Source organism: Limnohabitans sp. DCL3 (assembly GCF_048019295.1).
GTDB lineage: Bacteria > Pseudomonadota > Gammaproteobacteria > Burkholderiales > Burkholderiaceae_C > Limnohabitans_A.
Map to the genome: position 1 here is coordinate 897,689 of NZ_CP171842.1, position 18,342 is coordinate 916,030.

The window sequence follows — 18,342 nt, forward strand, 5'->3', positions numbered from 1 at the left end:
CAAAAAATGTCCACAAAGACATCAATTTCCGGACTCACCGATGAGGAAGCCCAGGAGTTCCATCACTACTGGATGCAGGGCACCGTAGGCTTTACAGCAGTCGCTGTGCTGGCCCACATCCTGGTCTGGGCGTGGCGTCCCTGGTTCTGATTCAGAGCCTGTTTCATTCATCCATCGATTGACGGAGTCACTGTCATGCAAAACACCAACCACCTCAATGAGGCCCATTCGCGTGCGGATGAGTCTCCCGCTTATTGGTCCATTTTCCTGATCGGATTTGGATGCCTGTTTGTGGTCGTCGTACTGGCCAAACTGGTCGGCGTTCACTGGCGGGATCTGCTGCCCGGTGCAGAGGATGCCAAGAGCATGAGTCAGGGTGTGAAAGCTGCGGTGTACACCTTCATGTCCCACATCATTTAGGAGATTCACCATGTGGAGAATTTGGCGACTTTACGACCCTTTGCGTGCCATGGTGCTGCAGGGCATTTTCTTGTTTGGCCTGGCCGCGATGATTCACCTCATCTTGCTCAGCACCAACAAATTCAACTGGCTCGACGGCGCGAAAAAACCCGTAGCAGCATCGGCGCAAAACTCGCCGCTGCCGACCGCGGTGGCTTCGCTCGCTGCGCCCAAGTCCTGATCCAGGACTTGCCGTTCAGGTGCCGCCATTGAACCCGTGTCAATGCGGCATCTGTTGATCCACTGAAGCAGGAGGACCCAACCATGGCCATGCTGAGTTTTGAAAAAAAGTACCGTGTTCGCGGTGGTACCCTGCTGGGTGGTGACTTGTTTGACTTCTGGGTCGGACCGTTTTACGTCGGCTTCTTCGGCGTGACAACCCTGTTTTTCTCGTTTCTGGGGACTGCCCTGATTTTGTGGGGGGCTTCACAAGGCCCGACCTGGAACATTTGGCAGATCAGCATTGCACCGCCTGATTTGTCCTATGGTTTGCGCTTCGCGCCCCTGATGGAGGGCGGCCTGTGGCAGCTCATCACGGTGTGTGCCATTGGTGCCTTTGGCTCGTGGATGATGCGCGAGGTCGAAATATGCCGCAAGCTGGGCATGGGCTTTCATGTGCCTGTGGCCTTTGGTGTGGCCATCTCGGCCTATGTCACTTTGGTGGTCATCCGGCCGGTGCTCATGGGGGCCTGGGGACATGGCTTCCCCTATGGCATCTACAGCCACCTCGACTGGGTCTCCAACGTGGGTTACCAGTACCTGCACTTCCATTACAACCCGGCGCACATGATCGCCGTGAGTTTCTTCTTCGCCAGCGTGTTTGCCTTGTCGCTGCATGGTGGCCTGATCTTGTCCTCGACCAACCCTGCACCGGGCACCGTGGTCAAGACACCCGAACACGAAGACACGTTCTTCCGCGACATCATTGGTTACTCCATCGGCACCTTGGGCATTCACCGCTTGGGTTTGTTTTTGGCCCTGGCTGCCGTGTTGTTCAGCGCCCTGTGCATTGTGCTCAGTGGCCCTTTCTGGAGCCGTGGCTGGCCTGAGTGGTGGAGCTGGTGGCTGAACATGCCCATCTGGTCCCAGTGGCCCGTTTGAGTCAGGCTGCACAGCCAGACCGAATCTGAAGAATTGAGGAGTACAGCAAATGGCCGACTATCAAAATCTGTTCACCACGGTGCAAGCCGTGGGTCCGGTGCACCAAGGGGTGCCACTCGGACACGGCAACAGCCCACGCACGGGGCAACCCCTGATCAACTATTGGGTGGGCAAGTTGGGCAATGCCCAGCTCGGCCCCATATATTTAGGTGGCTTGGGTCTGCTCTCGCTCGTGTGTGGCTTGATCGCCTTCACCTTGATTGGCATGAACATGCTGGCATCGGTCAATTACGACCCGATACAGTTTGTGCGCCAGCTGTTTTGGCTGTCCTTAGAGCCGCCGCCGCCGAGCTATGGCCTGAGTTGGCCGCCGCTCAACCAAGGTGGCTGGTTCCTCATCGTCGGTTTGTTCCTCACAGCGTCGGTGATGTTCTGGTGGGCCCGAACCTACCGCCGCGCCGTCGAGTTGGGCATGGGCACCCACATCGCGTGGGCGTTTGCTGCGGCCATCTGGTTGTTCTTGGTGTTGGGTTTGTTCCGCCCCATTCTCATGGGTTCATGGGGTGAAGCTGTGCCCTACGGCATCTTCTCTCACCTGGACTGGACGGCGGCCTTCTCGTTGCGCTATGGCAACCTGTTCTACAACCCCTTCCACGCGCTGTCCATTGTGTTCCTGTATGGCTCGGCCCTGCTGTTTGCCATGCACGGTGCGACCATTTTGGCAGTGACCCGCTTTGGCGGTGAGCGCGAGATTGAGCAAATCACCGACCGGGGGACTGCCTCAGAGCGCGCTGCCTTGTTTTGGCGCTGGACCATGGGCTTCAACGCCACCATGGAATCGATTCACCGCTGGGCCTGGTGGTTTGCTGTGTTGTGCCCCATCACGGGCGGTATTGGCATCTTGTTGACGGGCACTGTGGTGGACAACTGGTACCTCTGGGCCATCAAGCATGGGGTGGCGCCACCGTACCCCGAAATTTTCCCCGCGATGGTGGACCCCGCATTGAGCAATGGAGGCAAGCCATGAGCATGAAGACCTTGAACGCACCCCGCTGGACAGTCCGCCTGGCTAAGGGCTTGGGACTGACACTGGCCGGTCTGGTGCTCGCTGGTTGCGAGCGCCCTGTGCCTGAGACGGTTCAAAGTGGTTACCGTGGCACCGGCATGGTGCAGGTGTACAACGCCCGACTGCTTGAAGTCAAAACCGAAAAAAATCAGCCGCCTGTGGCCATTCCATCGGGAGGCTCGGATGGGCCCAAAGCCTCACAGGTTTACAAAAATGTGAAAGTGTTGGGTGACCTGAGCGTGGGTGATTTCAACCGCCTCATGGTCTCCATGACCAGTTGGGTGGCCCCCAACGAGGGTTGTGCGTATTGCCATGCGCTGCCCAACTTCGAAGACGACAGCAAATACACCAAAGTGGTGGCCCGTCGCATGGTTGAGATGACCCAGCACATCAACGCCGATTGGCAGCCTCATGTGGCCAAAACCGGTGTGACCTGCTACACCTGCCACCGGGGTGAGCCCGTGCCCAATGCCATCTGGTTCAAGGCCGATCCCCAGCCTTACGGTTCCAACTTCATCGGCGACAAGACGGGACAAAACACACCTTCACCGGTGGTCAATTTGTCCTCTCTGCCGAACGATCCTTTCACCCCCTTCCTGCTGGGTGACCAGAAGATTCGTGTCAACGGCCCCACAGCTTTGCCCTCGGGTAACCGCATGTCGATCAAGCAGGCCGAGTGGACCTATGGGTTGATGACGCACATGTCCACCTCGCTGGGTGTCAACTGCACGTATTGCCACAACACCCAATCCTTCCAAAACTGGGAAAACAGCCCGCCCCAACGCACAACGGCTTGGCACGGTATCCGCATGGCCCGTGACCTGAACCTGACCTACATGGAGCCTTTGACCGAAGTCTTCCCGGCACACCGCAAGGGCCCGATGGGGGATGTGGCCAAGCTCAACTGCGCCACCTGTCACCAAGGTGCGTACAAGCCGCTCAATGGCGCACAAATGGCCAAAGACTTTCCCGAGTTGCTCAAACCCGCTCTGGCCGCTGCCAAAGTGGCGTCCAAGTAGTCGGCCTGACGCTGGACCGGACACCCGTCATGGAAGCCCTGCCCTCTCTTCATGACCCACTGTCCGGCGTGGTGGTGGTGTTGCTGGCCGATTTTTTGCGCCAGCACCAAGGTTGGGGTTGGTTGCGATTGGTGGCCGGGGCCACACCCTACAAGGATGTGACCGGTCTGACCATGGTCAAGGTCATGGGCAGTGGCCATGGCGGAGGGTTCAGTTTGCGCCCCAGTGCCACGCACCAAGGCTTGGTCTGCACATTCACTCACCTCGACTTGGCCTTGAAGTTTTTGGACAGCCCAGCCGTGCATGCATACCGCAGTCGCGCCCGTGAATGCTGGAGCGGTGTGATGGCGGTGCAATCTGCCCGTGGAAACTGGGACAAACAAGCGTGGCAAGCCAGCTCGCCCCAAGCTTTGGGGCAGCCAAGTGAAGCTGCTTGGCAAGACGCGTGCCGCGCTCCGGGTCCTTTTGCGGTGCTGACCCGCGCGAGCATTGTGCCCACCAAGGCCATGGCATTTTGGCGCTATGCCCCCGCAGCACAGGCCGATTTGGACCAAACCCCAGGCTGTCTCTTGGCCATGGGCTTGGGTGAGGCGCCTTTGGTGCGCCAATGCACCTTCAGCTTGTGGCAAGACACCGCATCCATGGTCCACTATGCCCACAAAGGCGCACACCAAGTGGCCAGTGCGGCGGCTTATAAGCACCAGTTTTTTTCCGAGTCCCTGTTCGTTCGCATGCAAGTGCTGCAGATGTCCGGCGTGTGGAAAGGGCAGCCCTACCGTTATCCCTGCCTGAGTGAAGCCGCCACCTCAGGCGGTGTGAACCGCTTGTCCCAAATCGACGTGTGCAGCCCAGAGGTGAGCCATGTCTGAGCACAAGGTCGTCATCGTGGGTGCGGGCATGGGCGGCTTGAGCAGTGCCCTTTTGTTGGCGCATCAAGGCCTGGATGTCACGGTCGTGGAAACATCGGACGCACCCGGGGGCAAAGTGCACAGCCGCGAGGTCCAGGGTGTCCACATTGACAGCGGCCCCACGGTGTTCACCATGCGCTGGGTATTCGACGACTTGTTCCGCAAGGTGGGCACCAGTCTGGAAGCCGAGATGCGCATCTCACCCCTGAACGTGTTGGCGCGGCATTTTTGGCCCGACGGCAGTCGGCTGGACTTGTCGGCCAACGCCCAAGAAAGCGAGTCGGCGATTGCCGCCTGGTCTGGCGCTGACGAGGCCAGGCGTTTCCGTGATTTTTGCAACACCACACGCCAGCTCTATGCCACGCTGGAGGGCCCCATGATCCGTGCCCAGCGCCCCAGCATGGGTGGATTTATGGGCGATTTGGGTTTCAAAGGTTTGGGCGTTTTGGCTCAGCTCGGCCCCATGCGCAACCTGTGGCAACAGCTGGGCCACCAATTCACCGATCCGCGTTTGCGCCAGTTGTTTGCCCGGTACGCCACCTACTGTGGCTCATCACCTTGGCAGTCGCCCGCCACCCTCATGCTGATCGCCCAGGTCGAGATGGACGGCGTCTGGTCGGTGGAGGGGGGCATGGTGGGGATGGCCCAAGCCTTGGCCCGCGTAGCCCGACGCCATGGCGCTGTTTTCCGTTACCAAAGCACCTGCCAGCGCATCGAAAAGCGCCACGGCCGTGTGTGTGGTGTGCACTTGCAATCGGGCGAATTTTTGCCCGCTGACCGTGTGATATTCAACGGTGACGCTGCTGCTTTGCGCCAAGGTTTGCTGGGTGAAGAGGCCCGGCAAGCGGTGCCCCAAGCCGCGCCGCCGCGTTCCTTGTCGGCATTGACCTGGTCCCTCAACGCGCCAGCAACTGGCGTGGCGCTGGACCGCCACAACGTCTTTTTTCAAAGCACCTACGCCAGCGAGTTCGAGGACATCTTTGAGCGCCAACGTCTGCCCCAACAAGCCACGGTGTATGTCTGCGCACAAGACCGACCCGCGCTACGGCCCGAGGGGGCCGCTGAACGCATTTTTTGTTTGGTCAACGCTCCAGCTTGCGGCGATGGCAACGCGATCACCGAGGAGGCTTTAGAACAATGCCAAACCCACACTTTTCAGCACCTGCGCCAATTGGGCCTGCACCTGCAACCCACGTCGGACAACAGCCTGCGCACGACACCGCAGGATTTCCATCGGCGTTTTCCAGCGAGCGCAGGAGCGCTGTACGGGCAGGCGACACACGGTTGGACCAGCATCTTCAGCAGACCTGGCTCGGCCACACCCCTGCAGGGCCTGTACCTGGCGGGGGGCAGCGTGCATCCGGGGCCGGGGGTGCCGATGGCGGCCTTGTCCGGGCAACGGGCGGCCGAGGCCGTGATGGCGAGCCTCGTTTCGACCAGCACGTTCCCGATGGGGGCTACCTTTGGTGGTATGTCGACGCCATGAGTGACGATGGTCAGCACGGCATCACCCTCATTGCCTTTGTTGGCAGTGTGTTTTCGCCTTACTACGCTTGGGCCCGAAAGCGCGGGCCAACCAACCCCGACAACCATTGCGCCTTGAATGTGGCGATTTACAGCAAAGGCCAAGGCCGCTGGGCCATGACCGAACGCGGTCAGCGCCATTGCCACCGCAGCGAGCGCCAATTCACGATCGGTCCCAGCCAATTGAACTGGGATGGCGATTGCCTGACGATTGACATCGATGAAGTGTGTGTGCCCATCCCGCGCCGTGTGCGAGGCCGCATCAAGCTGTGGCCGCAGCAGCTGTTTGCTTACTCAACGCCCTTGGATGCGGCTGGCCAGCACCGCTGGGGGCCCTTGGCCCCGGCCTCTCGCATCGAGGTGGATCTGAGCGCGCCCGACTTGACATGGCAAGGCCACGCTTACCTCGATTCGAACGAAGGCGACGAACCTGTGGAGCGGGGTTTCCACACCTGGGACTGGTCGCGTGCCCGCATGCGCGATGGCAGCACCTTGGTGTTTTACGACATGCAAGCGCCGGGCACGAGCGAGCGTGCGCTCTCGCTCAGATTCACGCCCAAAGGCACGGTCGAGCCGCTGGCGCTGCCGCCAGCCCAGCGGCTGCCCAAGACCGGCTGGCGTCTCGAGCGGCGCATGCGCAGCACCCAAGCCGTGCGGGTGCACGAGCAATTGGAAGACACCCCTTTTTACCAGCGTGCATTGCTGCAATTTGAGCACGCAGGCGAGCCCTTGCTCGCCTTCCATGAAACCCTGTCGGTGCCGCGTTTGGTGTCACCGGTGGTTCAAGCCATGCTGCCCTGGCGCATGCCGAGGCGGGCTTGAGATGAACAACCTTGAACGTGTCGTCAAGGCAACCCCATTCCTGGCCATGGTGGCCAAGAATAGCCCTCGTGCGGGCCGTGCACGTCTTCTGCAAGGAGAAAACTATGTCTAACTCAGACAAAGTCTGGCCAACGGGACTGACCGAGGCCGAATCGGAAGAGATTCACCGCAATCTCATCCAGGGTACGCAGATCTTCGGCATGATTGCCGCTTTTGCTCACCTGCTGGCCTATATCTACTCACCCTGGCTCAAGTAAAGGAGAGACATCATGATCTACTCGAAAATGTGGTGTGTGGTGAAACCTTCTGTGGGCATTCCAGTGTTCATTGCGGCTGTGGCGATTTCGTCTTTCAGCGTGCACTTGGCGCTGACCATGAACACCAGCTGGGTGAAAAACTTCCTCAATGGTGGCGCTAAAGTCGTGGCCGTTGCGCCTACGGCAGATGCCGCGGTGAAGAAGTAACGGGTGCAGTCCGCCGAACGGCCAAGCGCGCAAGCGCTTGGTCTTTCCGATTTATGAACAAAACCAAATCTCGTTCTTCTTGGGCGAACTCGCTGGCCAGTTTGGGGCCGCGTTTCATGCCCTTTGCCGACGCCGCCAGCGATGAGCTGCCGCTGTCGCGTTTGCTGCGCTTGTCGCTGTTTCAAATTTCTGTGGGCATGGCCATGGTCATGCTGGTGGGCACCCTCAACCGCGTGATGATTGTGGAGCTGCAAGTGCCCGCCACGCTGGTGTCCTTCATGGTGGCTTTGCCGCTGCTCATGGCGCCACTGCGCGCGCTCATTGGTTTTCGCTCGGACAACCACCGCTCTCAACTGGGTTGGCGGCGTGTGCCCTACATTTGGATGGGCAGCTTGCTGCAGTTCGGCGGTTTCTCCATCATGCCTTTTGCCTTGCTGGTGCTCAGTGGTGCGGGGCAGTCCAGTCAGGCCCCCGCATGGGTGGGCTTGGTGGGTGCCGCAGGCGCCTTTGTGCTGGTGGGCATGGGCATGCACACGGTACAAACCGCTGGCCTGGCCCTGGCCACCGACTTGGCGCCGCCCGAGAGCCAACCCAAGGTCGTGGGCCTCATGTATGTGATGCAACTGCTTGGCATGATCGGCAGCGCCCTGATGCTGGGCCACTTGCTGCGCGACTACAGCCCCGGCCAGCTCATCCGCGTGGTGCAAGCGGTGGCCGTGATGACGCTGGCGCTCAACGTTGTGGCCCTGTGGAAGCAAGAGCCGCGCAGCCGCATGCGCAAACCCGGCACGCCTGTAGAACACACTTTTGGCCAAGCCTGGCGCTTGTTTTGCCAAGGCCCCAACACCCTGCGCCGATTGCTGGCGGTGGGTATGGGCACCATGGCCTTCACCATGGAAGACGTGTTGCTGGAGCCCTACGGCGGCGAAATTTTGAACCTCAGCGTGTCCACCACCACCATGCTCACGGCCACCCTCGCATTCGGCGGACTGATCGGGTTTGCTTGGGCCTCGCGTGTGCTCAGCCGGGGCCAAGACGCTTACCGCATGGCCAGCTGGGGCGCTTGGGTGGGGGTGCCTGCATTGGTCTGTGTGATCGTCTCCGCCCCCATGGGCTCGCCGCTCGTGTTTGCCTTGGGCATTTTCTTGATCGGTTTGGGCGGCGGCTTGTTTGCCCACGGCACCTTGACGGCCACCATGCAGATGGCCCCACCTGAGCAAGTGGGTTTGGCCATGGGCGCTTGGGGCGCCGTTCAGGCCACGGCGGCGGGTGTGGGCATGGCCGCAGGCGGCTTGGTGCGCGACGGCGTGGCCCTGGGCAGCAGCTCGGTTCTGGGCTATAGCGCGGTGTACAGCCTCGAAATACTCTTGCTGGCGCTGACCCTGTGGGCCATGGCGCCCATGATGCAACCAGTCCGTGCCACTGTACGGACGGCGCCCAACTCTGCATAATTGGCTTGCAGCCTGTGCTCAACCCTAACCCCAACTCAAGGAAAAACCATGGAAATCAAACACATCCTCATCATCATGTTCGTGGTTTTTTGCCTGTTCATGTTGGCCAACTGGTTCAACCGTCCCAAAAACCCACGCAAGTGATGTTGGACGTTTTCCATTTAAAAACCGCCCTTGAGGCGGTTTTTTGATGGTTGGACCTTGGAGGAAAAGCGCCGAAGCAAGGTCTCACACTGCCGCAACCTCCAGTGCACTTGCAAAGAGTGGGTTAACAAGCCTGTGTACCTCTCGAGTGACTTGGATGCGCAGGGTTTGCCTGTGCCCATCGAGTCGGCGCTAGGAACGAACGGAAAGCCCTGGCCAGCGCCACTGGCACTGTCTTTGAAAAGATTCACCCTTGTAAAAAAACCTCAAGCCACAGGCCTCTGAATCGGCTGCCCGGCTTCGAGCAAGTCCATCACTTGCCGCATGACCTGCGGGCCGGAGGCAGAATACGGATCAAAGTCGGGGTGTTGCAAGCGAACCATGGGGTCGTCCACCGACAAATGAACGAGCGCCATGGACCATTGGCCAAATCGCCGCGCTTGGATTTCTTCGTGGTGCAGTATTTCCACATCTTTGTGGCGGTTGTCGGCGCAGATGCGCCGGTACAAGGCATGGATGCGGCTGCGTTCGCCTTCGATGACCTGAATGAAAAACCCCTGGCCTTGGCACAGCACGCCGGTGATGGCCTGTGCCGGGTTGTGCGCATGGGCCTGTGCCAGGATGGAGCTGGTCATCGTGGTGGTTTGTGGGCCGACCGCGCGGCTCACGTACAACAAGCGCACCATGATGCTGTGGCTGGGAACTCTCATGGTGTGTGTTGCAGGGCGTTGCGGTCGAGGCGCTCGTTTTCTCGCCGTTCAAACAAGTCCAGCATCCAGGCCACACGCTCTGGCATGGCCCGGTTGGGAAAGTACGCCTTGTTGCTGGTTTGTTGGGTGGCGTCGCGGCAACCTTGCACCAGCCCCACGATGGCGGCCAGGGGTTCGGGGCTGGTGGGGGCGACGCGAATCCAGTGCACCTGGGTCCAAGCGCTGGCCAACAACATGAGTTTGCGTGTGGTGCTCACCACGGTGCGTTTGTTCACCGAGTTCAGGCCTTCACGGCGCAGTTGGTGGCCAATTTCGGCATAGATCATGCTGGCGGCGCAAATGGCAGCGCGGCAATCAGGGGGGAGGGCGGCAATGCCCGAATGCGCTTGCTTGTAAAGGCGGTCAGCTTCGTCCAATAAACGGGTCACCACCTGTGCAATGGCGGGTGTGAACAGGGGATCAGCCATCCAGGCTTCTGGCTGAACACCTGCCTCCACCAACCAGCGGCGCGGCAGGTACAGGCGGCCGATGCTGGCGTCGTGTCCCACGTCGCGTGCGATGTTGGTCAACTGCATGGCCACGCCCAGCTCGCAGGCACGGGCCAGGGTGTCCATGTTTTGTGGACCCATGATCCAGCTCATCATCGCTCCCACACTGCCGGCCACGCGGGCGCCATAGGCGTGCAAATCTTCGATGCTCTCGTAAGTGCGGCCTGCAGCGTCCCAGGCAAAGCCTTCGATCAGCGCATCCAGCAAATGGCGCGGCAACTTGTACTGTTGCACCACCAGGCTCAGGGCGTGGTCTTCCACATGGTCGTGCGGCGCTCCGGCGTAAATCGCGTCCAAGCGTTCTTGCAGCACCGTCAGAGGGGCATCACCAGCGGTCGCTTCGTCTACCAAGTCGTCGGCCACACGGCAAAACGCATACAGCGCGATGGCCGCGATGCGCACGCGCGGTGGCAGCAAGCGGCTGGCGGCAAAAAAAGTTTTGGAGCCGCCTTGCATCATGGCCACACAGGCCTGCAAGTCGTTTGAATCGAAGTTCAACTCTGGATTGGCCACAGGGGCGGTGCGATCAGACGTTGACATAGGGGACCACCGTTTCCAAAGCTTTGGCGGACATGAGCACGCCCGGCACACCCGCACCCGGGTGGGTGCTGGCGCCCACCACATAGAGGCCAGGGACATCCTCGCTGCGGTTGTGGGGACGAAACCACGCGCTTTGCAGCAGCAGCGGCTCCAGGCCAAAACCGGCGCCTTTATAGGACCACAAATTGTCGTGAAAATCTTGCGGCGTGCTGACCTTGCTGGTCACGATGCAGTGGCGAAGACCGGGCAAAACACTGGCTTCCAGACTTTCGGCAATGGCTGCGCGGTAGGTCTCGGCAAAGGCTGGCCAGTCGGTGCCGCTGTCCAAGTGCGGCACGGGCGAAAGCACATAAAAGGTGTCGCAACCCTCGGGCGCCATGGACGGGTCGGTGGCGGTAGGGCGGTGCAAATACAGGCTGAAGTCTTCAGCCAATTGGTGCTTTTTGAAGATGTCTTGCAACAGGCCTTTGTAGCGTGGTCCCAGCACCATCATGTGGTGCGGCACATCGGGGTATTGTTGGGAAGTGCCGAAGTACCAGACAAACAAACCCATGGAGTATTTGCCGTTGGCAATCTTGCGGTCGGTCCAAACGCGGCGGTGCTCAGGCGCCACCAGGTTTTTGTAGGTCCAGGCGGTGTCGCCGTTGCTGACCACGATGTCGGCGGGCACGAACTCGCCGTTTTGCAATTCGATACCGCTGGCGCGGCCGTTTTCGATGCGAATTTGTGTGACGGGCGCGTTGCAGCGCAGTGGCACGCCGCGCTCTTGCAGCAAGCTGACCAGACCTTTGACGATGGCGCCGGTGCCGCCCATGGCCGAGTGCACGCCCCAAGTGCGTTCCAACGAGTTGATGAGCGCATAAGCGCAGGTGACGGCAAAGGGATTGCCGCCGATCAGCAGCGGGTGAAAACTCATCACAATGCGCAGCTTGTCGTTGCGGATGTGTTTGGCCACCAGGCTGTACAGGCTGCGCCAAGCGCCCATGCGCAGGAAATCGGGGATGGCGGCCATCAGGTCACTGACTTTGTCAAAAGCCATGTCGCCCATGCCTTCAAAACCCAGGGTTTTGCAGCGTTCGGCTTCTTCTAAAAAGCGTTCGTAGCCGGGCAGGTCATCGGGTTCAAAGCGGGCCACTTCAGCGCGCATGTGTTCGGCGTCGCCGTTGTAGTCGAACCAGGTGCCATCTGCAAAACGCACGCGGTAAAACGGGTCCATCGCGACCAGTTTCACGTCGTCTGAAAAACTTTTGCCACACAGCGCCCAAAGCTCTTCGAGCAAAAAGGGCGCGGTGATGATGGTCGGGCCCGCGTCGAATTTGAAGCCGTCCTGATGGTGCACATAAGCGCGTCCGCCGGGGGCATCGAGTTTTTCAAAGACCTTGACCTCGTAACCTTTGACGCTCAGTCGGATGGCTGCGGCCAGGCCACCAAAACCGCTGCCAATGACCACCGCCACGGGCCGTTGGTGGACCTTGGATGCGGCGCTCAGCTCAGGCCCTTGTGGCGGCGCAGGGATACCCAAACCCTCGGAACGGAAAGCATGGGCGGTGGGTGCGGTGAGGGTGTTCATGGCGGCCTTCAGGGGTTTGTGGTCAAAGCCGGTTTGCGGGTTTGGCCCATGGCCCAGCCCCACAAGCGCTCCAGTGGCCAAGGGAAAATCATGATGAAGTGCTCAACGATGGCCAGCCCCAGCAGCGTGGCCAATATGACCCAGCCGGTGGTGATGGCCACCGCGCCTTGTTGCGCCAGCCAGACCAGCCAAAACCAGGTCCCCATGGCCACGCCCATCGACAGCACAAACCACAGCGACATGCCGCGGGTGGTCCGGAAATAGCTGGCCAAGTACACCAGGTGCTCAGGCAGGTATTGCGCACCGTTTTGCGGCACACCAAAATACAGATTCAGCTTGGCCGACAGGCGCATGCACCACAGCAAGGCGAAGGTGCAAATGGCCACATGGCTGACTTGGCCCGCTTGCATCCAGCACAACACCGCAAAGTTGGCCAGCAAGGCCAGCTCGTGGTAGAGCATGACTTGTACCGACTGCACAAACCGTGGCCAGCCCGTGGCCCCCGCGGCCAATGGGGTTTTGCGCGGGCCGGTGATCCAACCGGTCAAAAAAGCCAGTTCGTGCCAGCCCCACATCAAGATCACGCTGCCAAAGGCGAGGTAGGCGTTGAACACGCTGACCTCTTGCATGCTGTGGGCCACGCCCCAAAAACTCAAAGCCAAAAGCACCGTCCAGCCCGCCAGGCTGAAACGAAAGCTGCGCGCAGGCAGCCGGTCGAGCCACAAGATCACCCCCGTGCCGAGCCACCAGCACAGGGCCGTGAACACACAGGCCCAGACGACTTCATTCACCATGCGGGTTCCATGCGCACTTGGGGCGAGAGGTCTTGTTGAATCACCGGCATGAAATACAGGCGGGCAAAGGTGGCAGCGGCTTGGATGGCGCACACGCCTTGCTGAAATTTACCCACCACACCACCGCGCGCCTTGGCCTTTTGCATGGCCTGCGACAGGGCAAACAAGCGCTCCAAGCCCCGACGGAAGTCGGGGTGATCGGTGTCCAGGGCCAGCGGGAAAACCTGTTGGGTGATCTCGGTGGTGATGCGGAACACCTGGTAGTCGTATTCGCTGGAATCGAGGCCCATGGCTTCGTGCAGCATGGGACGGGTGTGGTCGCGCACATACATGGTGGCGTACACGGCCAGCAAGAAAAAGCGGATCCAGAGTTTGTTGCCGCCGCTGAGCAATTTGGGATTGGCGCGCATGATCAGAGCGAACGACTCACCATGGCGGAATTCGTCGTTACACCACAACTCAAACCAGCGAAAGATGGGGTGAAAGCGTTTTTCGGGGTGTTTTTCGAGCTGGCGGAAGATGGTGATGTACCGGGCGTAGCCGATTTTCTCCGACAGGTAGGTGGCGTAGTAAATGTATTTGGGCTTGAAGAAGGTGTACTTTTTGGTGCGCTTGAGGTTGCCCAGATCGATGCCCAGATTGAAGTCCCGCAGCGACAGGTTGATGAAGCCCGCGTGGCGTGATTCGTCGCGCGCCAGATAGGTCATCAGCTGCTTGATGTCGGGGTTGCTGACGTTCTTGCGGATCTCGTTGTAGAGCACGCAACCCGAAAACTCTGACGTGAGGGAGCTGACCAGAAAGTCCATGAACTCCTGGCGCATTTCGGGCGAGAGGCTGGCCATGCCGGTGGCCACTTCACCGGCGAAGGCCTCGTCGCGCTGAAAGTGGTCGTGGTTGTTGTCACCCTCGTACTCGGCCATCATTTTGTCCCACTCGGCGCGCACCGGCTCGATGTCGATGCGGTCCATGGCGGCGAAGTCGGTGGTGTAAAAACGCGGGCTGATCATGTCGTCATGCACGGCTTTTTTGTTGGCGTCTTCAGCGGTTTCAATGGTGTGGGCAGCGGTGACGGTCATGGGATGCTCCGTTGGAGAAAAATTCAAGGTCAAGGGGCTTTGTGCCCGGCCAGTCTCAGACTGGCAAACACGGCGGCGTTGTGGGGTCCGAACGACTCCAGGTCAATGCGTTGCCCGGTGCTGGGGTCTTGCAGGGTCAAACGGCCGTCGGCGCGACCAATCAACAAAAAGGGGGCGTCTTTGCTCAAGCTTTCACGGTGACGTTCGCGCGCCAAAGCGCGCAGCGAGCTGCGCAAAAAGCCTTGTTCGCCAGAAAATTGGGCCACTTGTTGCCCCGTGCGGTGGTCCAGTACGGCGATGTCACCGCCGGCGATGTCACGGAACAGCAAGTCGCGTTGCCACTGCACGGCGGCGTCCGGTGTGCGCGGGTCCAGGCCCGACCAACGGGCCAGGCCCACGGCGACCAGCAGGGCCAGCAGCAGCACGCCGATCCAGGCCATGGGCCGGGTCAGACCTTGGATTGGGGAGGCTTGGCCTGGAGGCTGCCAGTCGTGCTGGGGCAAGGTTTTCATGCCAGCATGCCCTGGTTGGGTGTGTTGGACTGGCTGGCAGGCGCAGCAGAGGGCGAATCTCCCAAGTGCAGGCTTGGGTCCACACGCTCGGCACGCCACAGGTTCAGCAGCAGCTCACCCACTTCTTGGCTCTGCGCCACGCAGCGCAAGGTCGGTTGCGGTTGGGTCAGGTGCCAAGCGCGCTGGTGCGGCCACAAGTGGGCCCAGCCAATCCGGTCTTGGGGGTGCAAGGCGAGCGCGATGTCGCCGGTGCCTGCACCTTGGGTCTTCAGTGACGCACCCACGATGCGTTTGAAGGGCAGGTTGAAGGTCAGCGTGAGCACGATGCCGATGCGCATGACCACCCGTTTGTTGGTCAGGGTGTAGAGCGTGCTGCGCGCCGACATCCAGGCCGTGCCCAAAAGCAAGACCAGGGCCAAGGTGTAGAGGCTGGCGGCCACCGCCAAGGGTTTCCAGTCGAGTGGACCCTCCGTGGCCGTCAGATTGATGGTTTGAACCGCCAGCATGCAGGCAAAGTACAGCGCGACCTTGCGCACATGGAAGGCGTGGATGGCCAAGCGCTGCCAGTCGGGCGCGCCCTGCCAGACCACACGCTCGCCCGCAGGCAAGGCGCTGGGCAAGCCGGGAGCGGCTTCCCACTCGTGCTCGTGGGTGGCTTTCATATGATGGGTTCCTGGCGCTCAGGCGTCGCGTACAGAGTGCCCGCACCGTAATAAGCAGTGATCTTTTCTTCTTCAAGAAGGGTGATCTGATCTGGCGATTTGGTTTGGGGCACGTTGGCAAACTGGTGCGCCAGAATGGCTTGCACATGCGAGCCGTCTTTCTTGATGCGTGCAAACGTCATGGGCAGCAAAACGCGTTTGTCGGAGTTCACCAATTGGACTTCGGCATAGCGAAACAGCATTTCCATGCGGTCCACCCACAACTCGACCACGCTACCGGCGATGACTTTGTCGGCGCCCCAGACCGGCAGACCGCGCGGATCCACGTCGTTTTTGGCCACCTTGAAGTCGGTGGCAATGCGCATGGGCACAATTTTGGGGTGGCCGTGCTCCATATCGGGCACATCGGCGCGCTGGGCCCAGGCGCCCGGACCGACGCCTGCCAATAAGGGGTCGCCCAGGGGTTCCAGGGGCGCACCATTCCAGCCATGGATGGGTTGAGCGCTGTACTCGCCGTCAGGGCGATTCAGGTCGGGTGACAGGTAGGTGTGGCCATCCTCGGTCTTGTATGCCACCGGCTCTGGCACGGGCGGCCAGCCTTGGATTTGGGGGCCGTTTTCGCGTCCCGAATCCATGGGGTAGCCCTCTCGGTGGTTCTCACGCAAGAGGTAATAAATCAGCCCCGCAAAGAACGCCCAAAACATGTACAACACGATTTGGGCCACATCGATGTACTGGGTGATTGCGCCTGTTTCCATGGCTGTCTCCTTCTAAAAATCTGGCATCAGCCTGGCAGTTGGGCCAGACCAAAAGGGGTGATGGGTGGATGGGGGTGATGGGCGCGTTCGCGGGCCGCCAAACGGCTCGCACGCAACATGGGGCCCAAGGCCACCAGCACGACAAACAACAAATACATTTCAAAGTGGTAGACGAAGCTGTAGGCGGTGATGGGGGTGACCAGCACTTCGCCCAAGGCGCCCGACATGGCCAGCACCGAGACGCTGTCGCGCAAAGCCCCTCCCAGCGCCATGGCGGTCCCTGCGCTGGTGGCTTGCACAGCGCCCCACGTGCCCATGACCAAGCCGCCCAAGTGGCCCATGGGGCTGCCTTCGGGGGCCATGCCCATGGCCGTGACCAGCATGCCCACGGCAAACAGACCGCCGCTGAAACCGATCAGACCCACGCCCAAGCGGAACAACCAGCCCGCTTCCAGCGGTCCGGAAAAAATCACCATCGCAAACGCGGGCAAGCCCAAGAGCACCCCCAGGCTGGCCAGGCGGCAAGCGTGCATGCCGCCTGACAGCCAGCGGGCTGACAACAGGAAAGCCAGCAATGCACCACCCGCACTCAAAGCCGTGAGGGCACTGGTCGCGCCCACGTCCAGTTTCAGGATCTCGGCCGCATAAGGCTCGAGCACGATGTCTTGCATGTTGAAGGCGAAGGTGCCCAGAGCCAAGGTCCACAAAAAGCGGCGCATCTGCGGCTGGGCCATGAGCTCACGCCAGCTGTTGGCAAAGCCACCGGCTTCGCGGCGACCGCGCTTGGCACCTCGAGCCTCTTGTTTCCACAGCGAGGCCAAGTTCATCACCGCCACCATCACGGCGCAGCCTTGCACCAGCTGGATGAGTTTTTGCGGGCTGAAGTCAGCGAGCAACCAGCCAAATACAGCGCTGCTGGCGATCATGCCCACCAACAGCATGCTGTAGAGCAAGGCCACCACGCGGGGCCGTTTGTCGTCGCTGGCCAAATCGTGCGCCAGCGCCATGCCCGCGGTTTGCGTGACCTGAATGCCCGCACCCACCAGCACAAAGGCGAGGCATGCCCCCAGCTGACCCACCCAAAGATTGGCGGCTTCAGGCTCGGACAACAGCAGCAAGGCAAACGGCATGATGGACAGGCCACCAAACAGCAGCAAGGTGCCCATCCACATGTAAGGAATGCGGCGCAGGCCCAAGGCCGAGGGGTGCGTGTCGCTGCGGTAGCCGATCAGGGTGCGCAGCGGCGCAAACACCATCGGTACCGCCACGGCCAAAGCCACCCACCAGGCGGGCACATGCAGCTCCACGATCATGACCCGGTTGAGTGTGCCCACGAGCAGCGCCGTGACCATGCCGATCACCACTTGGAACAGCGACAGGCGCAAGAGTCGCGCCATCGGCAGTTCCGGCGAAGCCGCGTCGGCAAACGGCATGAAGCGCGTGCCATAGGCGGTGAGCCAGCGTGGGATCGGGATGCGCAGTGTCATGAGCGTGTCCACTCCCAGGCTTGAGAGGTGTAAAAACCGCTGGCCACGCGCTGCATGCGCGCACCCTGCCAGCCTTGCAAATCCAGGTGGTTCTGCATGCGATGCAGCAAGTCGGCGTGCGCCACGGGCGACAAAGAGGGCGAGCGGTCGCTGCGCGGAAACAGACGGCCCGCGCTGTGCATCAGGGCCAGGAGTGGCGTGCGCGGTGCGAAGGTGAAGGCCATGGAGCCGCGCGTGCGCTGGGCCAAACCGGCCAGTGCTTCGGCAATTTGGTCGCTGTCGTAGTGGATCAGCGAGTCCATGCAGACCACATGGTCGAAGTGGCCCAAGTCGGGGCTGAGCATGTCGCCGGACATGAATTCGACCGAGCCGGGCAGGGTGGGGTGTTCGGCGGCCATGCGTTCGGCGGCGAGCTTGACCAAGGTCGGCGACAAATCAATCGCCACCACTTGCGCCCCACGCAGCGCCGCTTGCAGGGCCAGCGCGCCAGTGCCGCAACCGGCATCCAACACACGCTTGCCGCGCAGGTCCTGTGGCAACCACGACAGCAGGGTCGCGCGCATGGTGTCACGCCCGGCGCGAACCGTGGCGCGGATGCGGCCCACCGGCTCGTTCGAGGTCAGGCGCGCCCAAGCATCGGCCGCAGTGCGGTCAAAGTAGTGCTCGATCTGGCTGCGGCGTTGTTCGTAGGCGGTGGTGTTCATGCGGTGACTTTCAAAGCGTGTTG

Annotated in this window: 22 protein-coding genes; 12 read left to right on the forward strand and 10 right to left on the reverse strand. The window is 60.9% G+C overall.

Annotation, left to right across the window (positions count from 1 at the left end; translation table 11 throughout):
- Positions 1-6: 6 nt before the first annotated feature.
- The 12 genes from pufB (ACHEXK_RS04030) to ACHEXK_RS04085 all read left to right on the forward strand — a co-directional run bounded on the left by pufB (ACHEXK_RS04030) (position 7) and on the right by ACHEXK_RS04085 (position 8,814).
- Entirely contained in the window at positions 7-150 is a 144-nt protein-coding gene (gene pufB, locus ACHEXK_RS04030; protein WP_019425952.1) for a light-harvesting antenna LH1, beta subunit, read from the forward strand.
- Between the two features lie 45 nt (positions 151-195).
- The gene (locus ACHEXK_RS04035) at positions 196-420 is read left to right on the forward strand and encodes a hypothetical protein (protein WP_416548087.1); all 225 of its coding nucleotides are present in this window, start codon (positions 196-198) and stop codon (positions 418-420) included.
- Positions 421-430: 10 nt separating this feature from the next.
- On the forward strand, positions 431-640 hold the full coding sequence (pufA, locus tag ACHEXK_RS04040) for a light-harvesting antenna LH1, alpha subunit (RefSeq protein ID WP_053168888.1): 210 nt from the start codon (positions 431-433) through the stop codon (positions 638-640).
- Between the two features lie 83 nt (positions 641-723).
- Complete coding sequence (gene pufL, locus ACHEXK_RS04045; RefSeq protein ID WP_416548088.1) at positions 724-1,560, forward strand: photosynthetic reaction center subunit L; 837 nt, start codon at positions 724-726, stop codon at positions 1,558-1,560.
- Positions 1,561-1,609: 49 nt separating this feature from the next.
- A complete protein-coding gene (pufM, locus tag ACHEXK_RS04050; protein ID WP_416548089.1) occupies positions 1,610-2,587 on the forward strand; it encodes a photosynthetic reaction center subunit M in 978 nt (325 codons plus the stop codon).
- Entirely contained in the window at positions 2,584-3,645 is a 1,062-nt protein-coding gene (gene pufC / locus ACHEXK_RS04055; RefSeq protein WP_416548090.1) for a photosynthetic reaction center cytochrome PufC, read from the forward strand. Before pufM ends, pufC begins: the two co-directional genes overlap by 4 nt.
- Positions 3,646-3,674: 29 nt before the next feature.
- On the forward strand, positions 3,675-4,514 hold the full coding sequence (locus ACHEXK_RS04060) for a hypothetical protein (RefSeq protein ID WP_416548091.1): 840 nt from the start codon (positions 3,675-3,677) through the stop codon (positions 4,512-4,514).
- Positions 4,507-6,039 carry a 1-hydroxycarotenoid 3,4-desaturase CrtD gene (gene crtD / locus ACHEXK_RS04065; protein WP_416548092.1) on the forward strand — a complete coding sequence of 511 codons (1,533 nt, stop codon included), beginning with the start codon at positions 4,507-4,509 and terminating at the stop codon, positions 6,037-6,039. Before ACHEXK_RS04060 ends, crtD begins: the two co-directional genes overlap by 8 nt.
- On the forward strand, positions 6,036-6,899 hold the full coding sequence (locus ACHEXK_RS04070; protein WP_416548093.1) for a carotenoid 1,2-hydratase: 864 nt from the start codon (positions 6,036-6,038) through the stop codon (positions 6,897-6,899). Before crtD ends, ACHEXK_RS04070 begins: the two co-directional genes overlap by 4 nt.
- A 104-nt stretch (positions 6,900-7,003) precedes the next feature.
- Entirely contained in the window at positions 7,004-7,156 is a 153-nt protein-coding gene (gene pufB, locus ACHEXK_RS04075; protein WP_019429105.1) for a light-harvesting antenna LH1, beta subunit, read from the forward strand.
- A 12-nt stretch (positions 7,157-7,168) separates the two neighbouring features.
- Positions 7,169-7,363, forward strand: a complete 195-nt coding sequence (locus tag ACHEXK_RS04080; protein ID WP_416548094.1) for a light-harvesting protein — start codon at positions 7,169-7,171, stop codon at positions 7,361-7,363.
- A 53-nt stretch (positions 7,364-7,416) separates the two neighbouring features.
- A complete protein-coding gene (locus ACHEXK_RS04085) occupies positions 7,417-8,814 on the forward strand; it encodes a PucC family protein (protein WP_416548095.1) in 1,398 nt (465 codons plus the stop codon).
- 410 nt (positions 8,815-9,224) lie between these two features.
- Here the strand turns inward: ACHEXK_RS04085 and ACHEXK_RS04090 are convergent, their stop codons facing one another.
- Genes ACHEXK_RS04090 through bchM form a run of 10 tightly spaced genes read right to left on the reverse strand, consistent with a single transcriptional unit; the run spans position 9,225 to position 18,319 of the window.
- The gene (locus tag ACHEXK_RS04090) at positions 9,225-9,668 is read right to left on the reverse strand and encodes a BLUF domain-containing protein (protein ID WP_416548096.1); all 444 of its coding nucleotides are present in this window, start codon (positions 9,666-9,668) and stop codon (positions 9,225-9,227) included.
- Positions 9,665-10,756, reverse strand: a complete 1,092-nt coding sequence (locus ACHEXK_RS04095) for a phytoene/squalene synthase family protein (RefSeq protein WP_416548097.1) — start codon at positions 10,754-10,756, stop codon at positions 9,665-9,667. The genes ACHEXK_RS04090 and ACHEXK_RS04095 overlap by 4 nt, the downstream gene beginning before the upstream one ends.
- Positions 10,743-12,326 (reverse strand): phytoene desaturase, encoded by a 1,584-nt coding sequence (locus ACHEXK_RS04100; protein ID WP_416548098.1) that lies wholly within the window; start codon positions 12,324-12,326, stop codon positions 10,743-10,745. The genes ACHEXK_RS04095 and ACHEXK_RS04100 overlap by 14 nt, the downstream gene beginning before the upstream one ends.
- An 8-nt stretch (positions 12,327-12,334) precedes the next feature.
- Positions 12,335-13,120, reverse strand: a complete 786-nt coding sequence (gene puhE, locus ACHEXK_RS04105; protein ID WP_416548099.1) for a putative photosynthetic complex assembly protein PuhE — start codon at positions 13,118-13,120, stop codon at positions 12,335-12,337.
- Positions 13,114-14,196, reverse strand: coding sequence for a magnesium-protoporphyrin IX monomethyl ester (oxidative) cyclase (gene acsF / locus ACHEXK_RS04110; RefSeq protein WP_416548100.1), 1,083 nt, complete (start codon positions 14,194-14,196; stop codon positions 13,114-13,116). The genes puhE and acsF overlap by 7 nt, the downstream gene beginning before the upstream one ends.
- Positions 14,197-14,225: 29 nt before the next feature.
- The gene (puhC, locus tag ACHEXK_RS04115) at positions 14,226-14,708 is read right to left on the reverse strand and encodes a photosynthetic complex assembly protein PuhC (RefSeq protein ID WP_416548101.1); all 483 of its coding nucleotides are present in this window, start codon (positions 14,706-14,708) and stop codon (positions 14,226-14,228) included.
- On the reverse strand, positions 14,705-15,370 hold the full coding sequence (gene puhB / locus ACHEXK_RS04120; protein WP_416548102.1) for a photosynthetic complex putative assembly protein PuhB: 666 nt from the start codon (positions 15,368-15,370) through the stop codon (positions 14,705-14,707). The genes puhC and puhB overlap by 4 nt, the downstream gene beginning before the upstream one ends.
- Positions 15,367-16,128 carry a photosynthetic reaction center subunit H gene (puhA, locus tag ACHEXK_RS04125; RefSeq protein WP_416548103.1) on the reverse strand — a complete coding sequence of 254 codons (762 nt, stop codon included), beginning with the start codon at positions 16,126-16,128 and terminating at the stop codon, positions 15,367-15,369. Before puhA ends, puhB begins: the two co-directional genes overlap by 4 nt.
- Before the next feature lie 26 nt (positions 16,129-16,154).
- Positions 16,155-17,615 carry a BCD family MFS transporter gene (locus ACHEXK_RS04130; protein ID WP_416548104.1) on the reverse strand — a complete coding sequence of 487 codons (1,461 nt, stop codon included), beginning with the start codon at positions 17,613-17,615 and terminating at the stop codon, positions 16,155-16,157.
- The gene (bchM, locus tag ACHEXK_RS04135; protein WP_416548105.1) at positions 17,612-18,319 is read right to left on the reverse strand and encodes a magnesium protoporphyrin IX methyltransferase; all 708 of its coding nucleotides are present in this window, start codon (positions 18,317-18,319) and stop codon (positions 17,612-17,614) included. The genes ACHEXK_RS04130 and bchM overlap by 4 nt, the downstream gene beginning before the upstream one ends.
- Between the last annotated feature and the right edge of the window lie 23 nt (positions 18,320-18,342).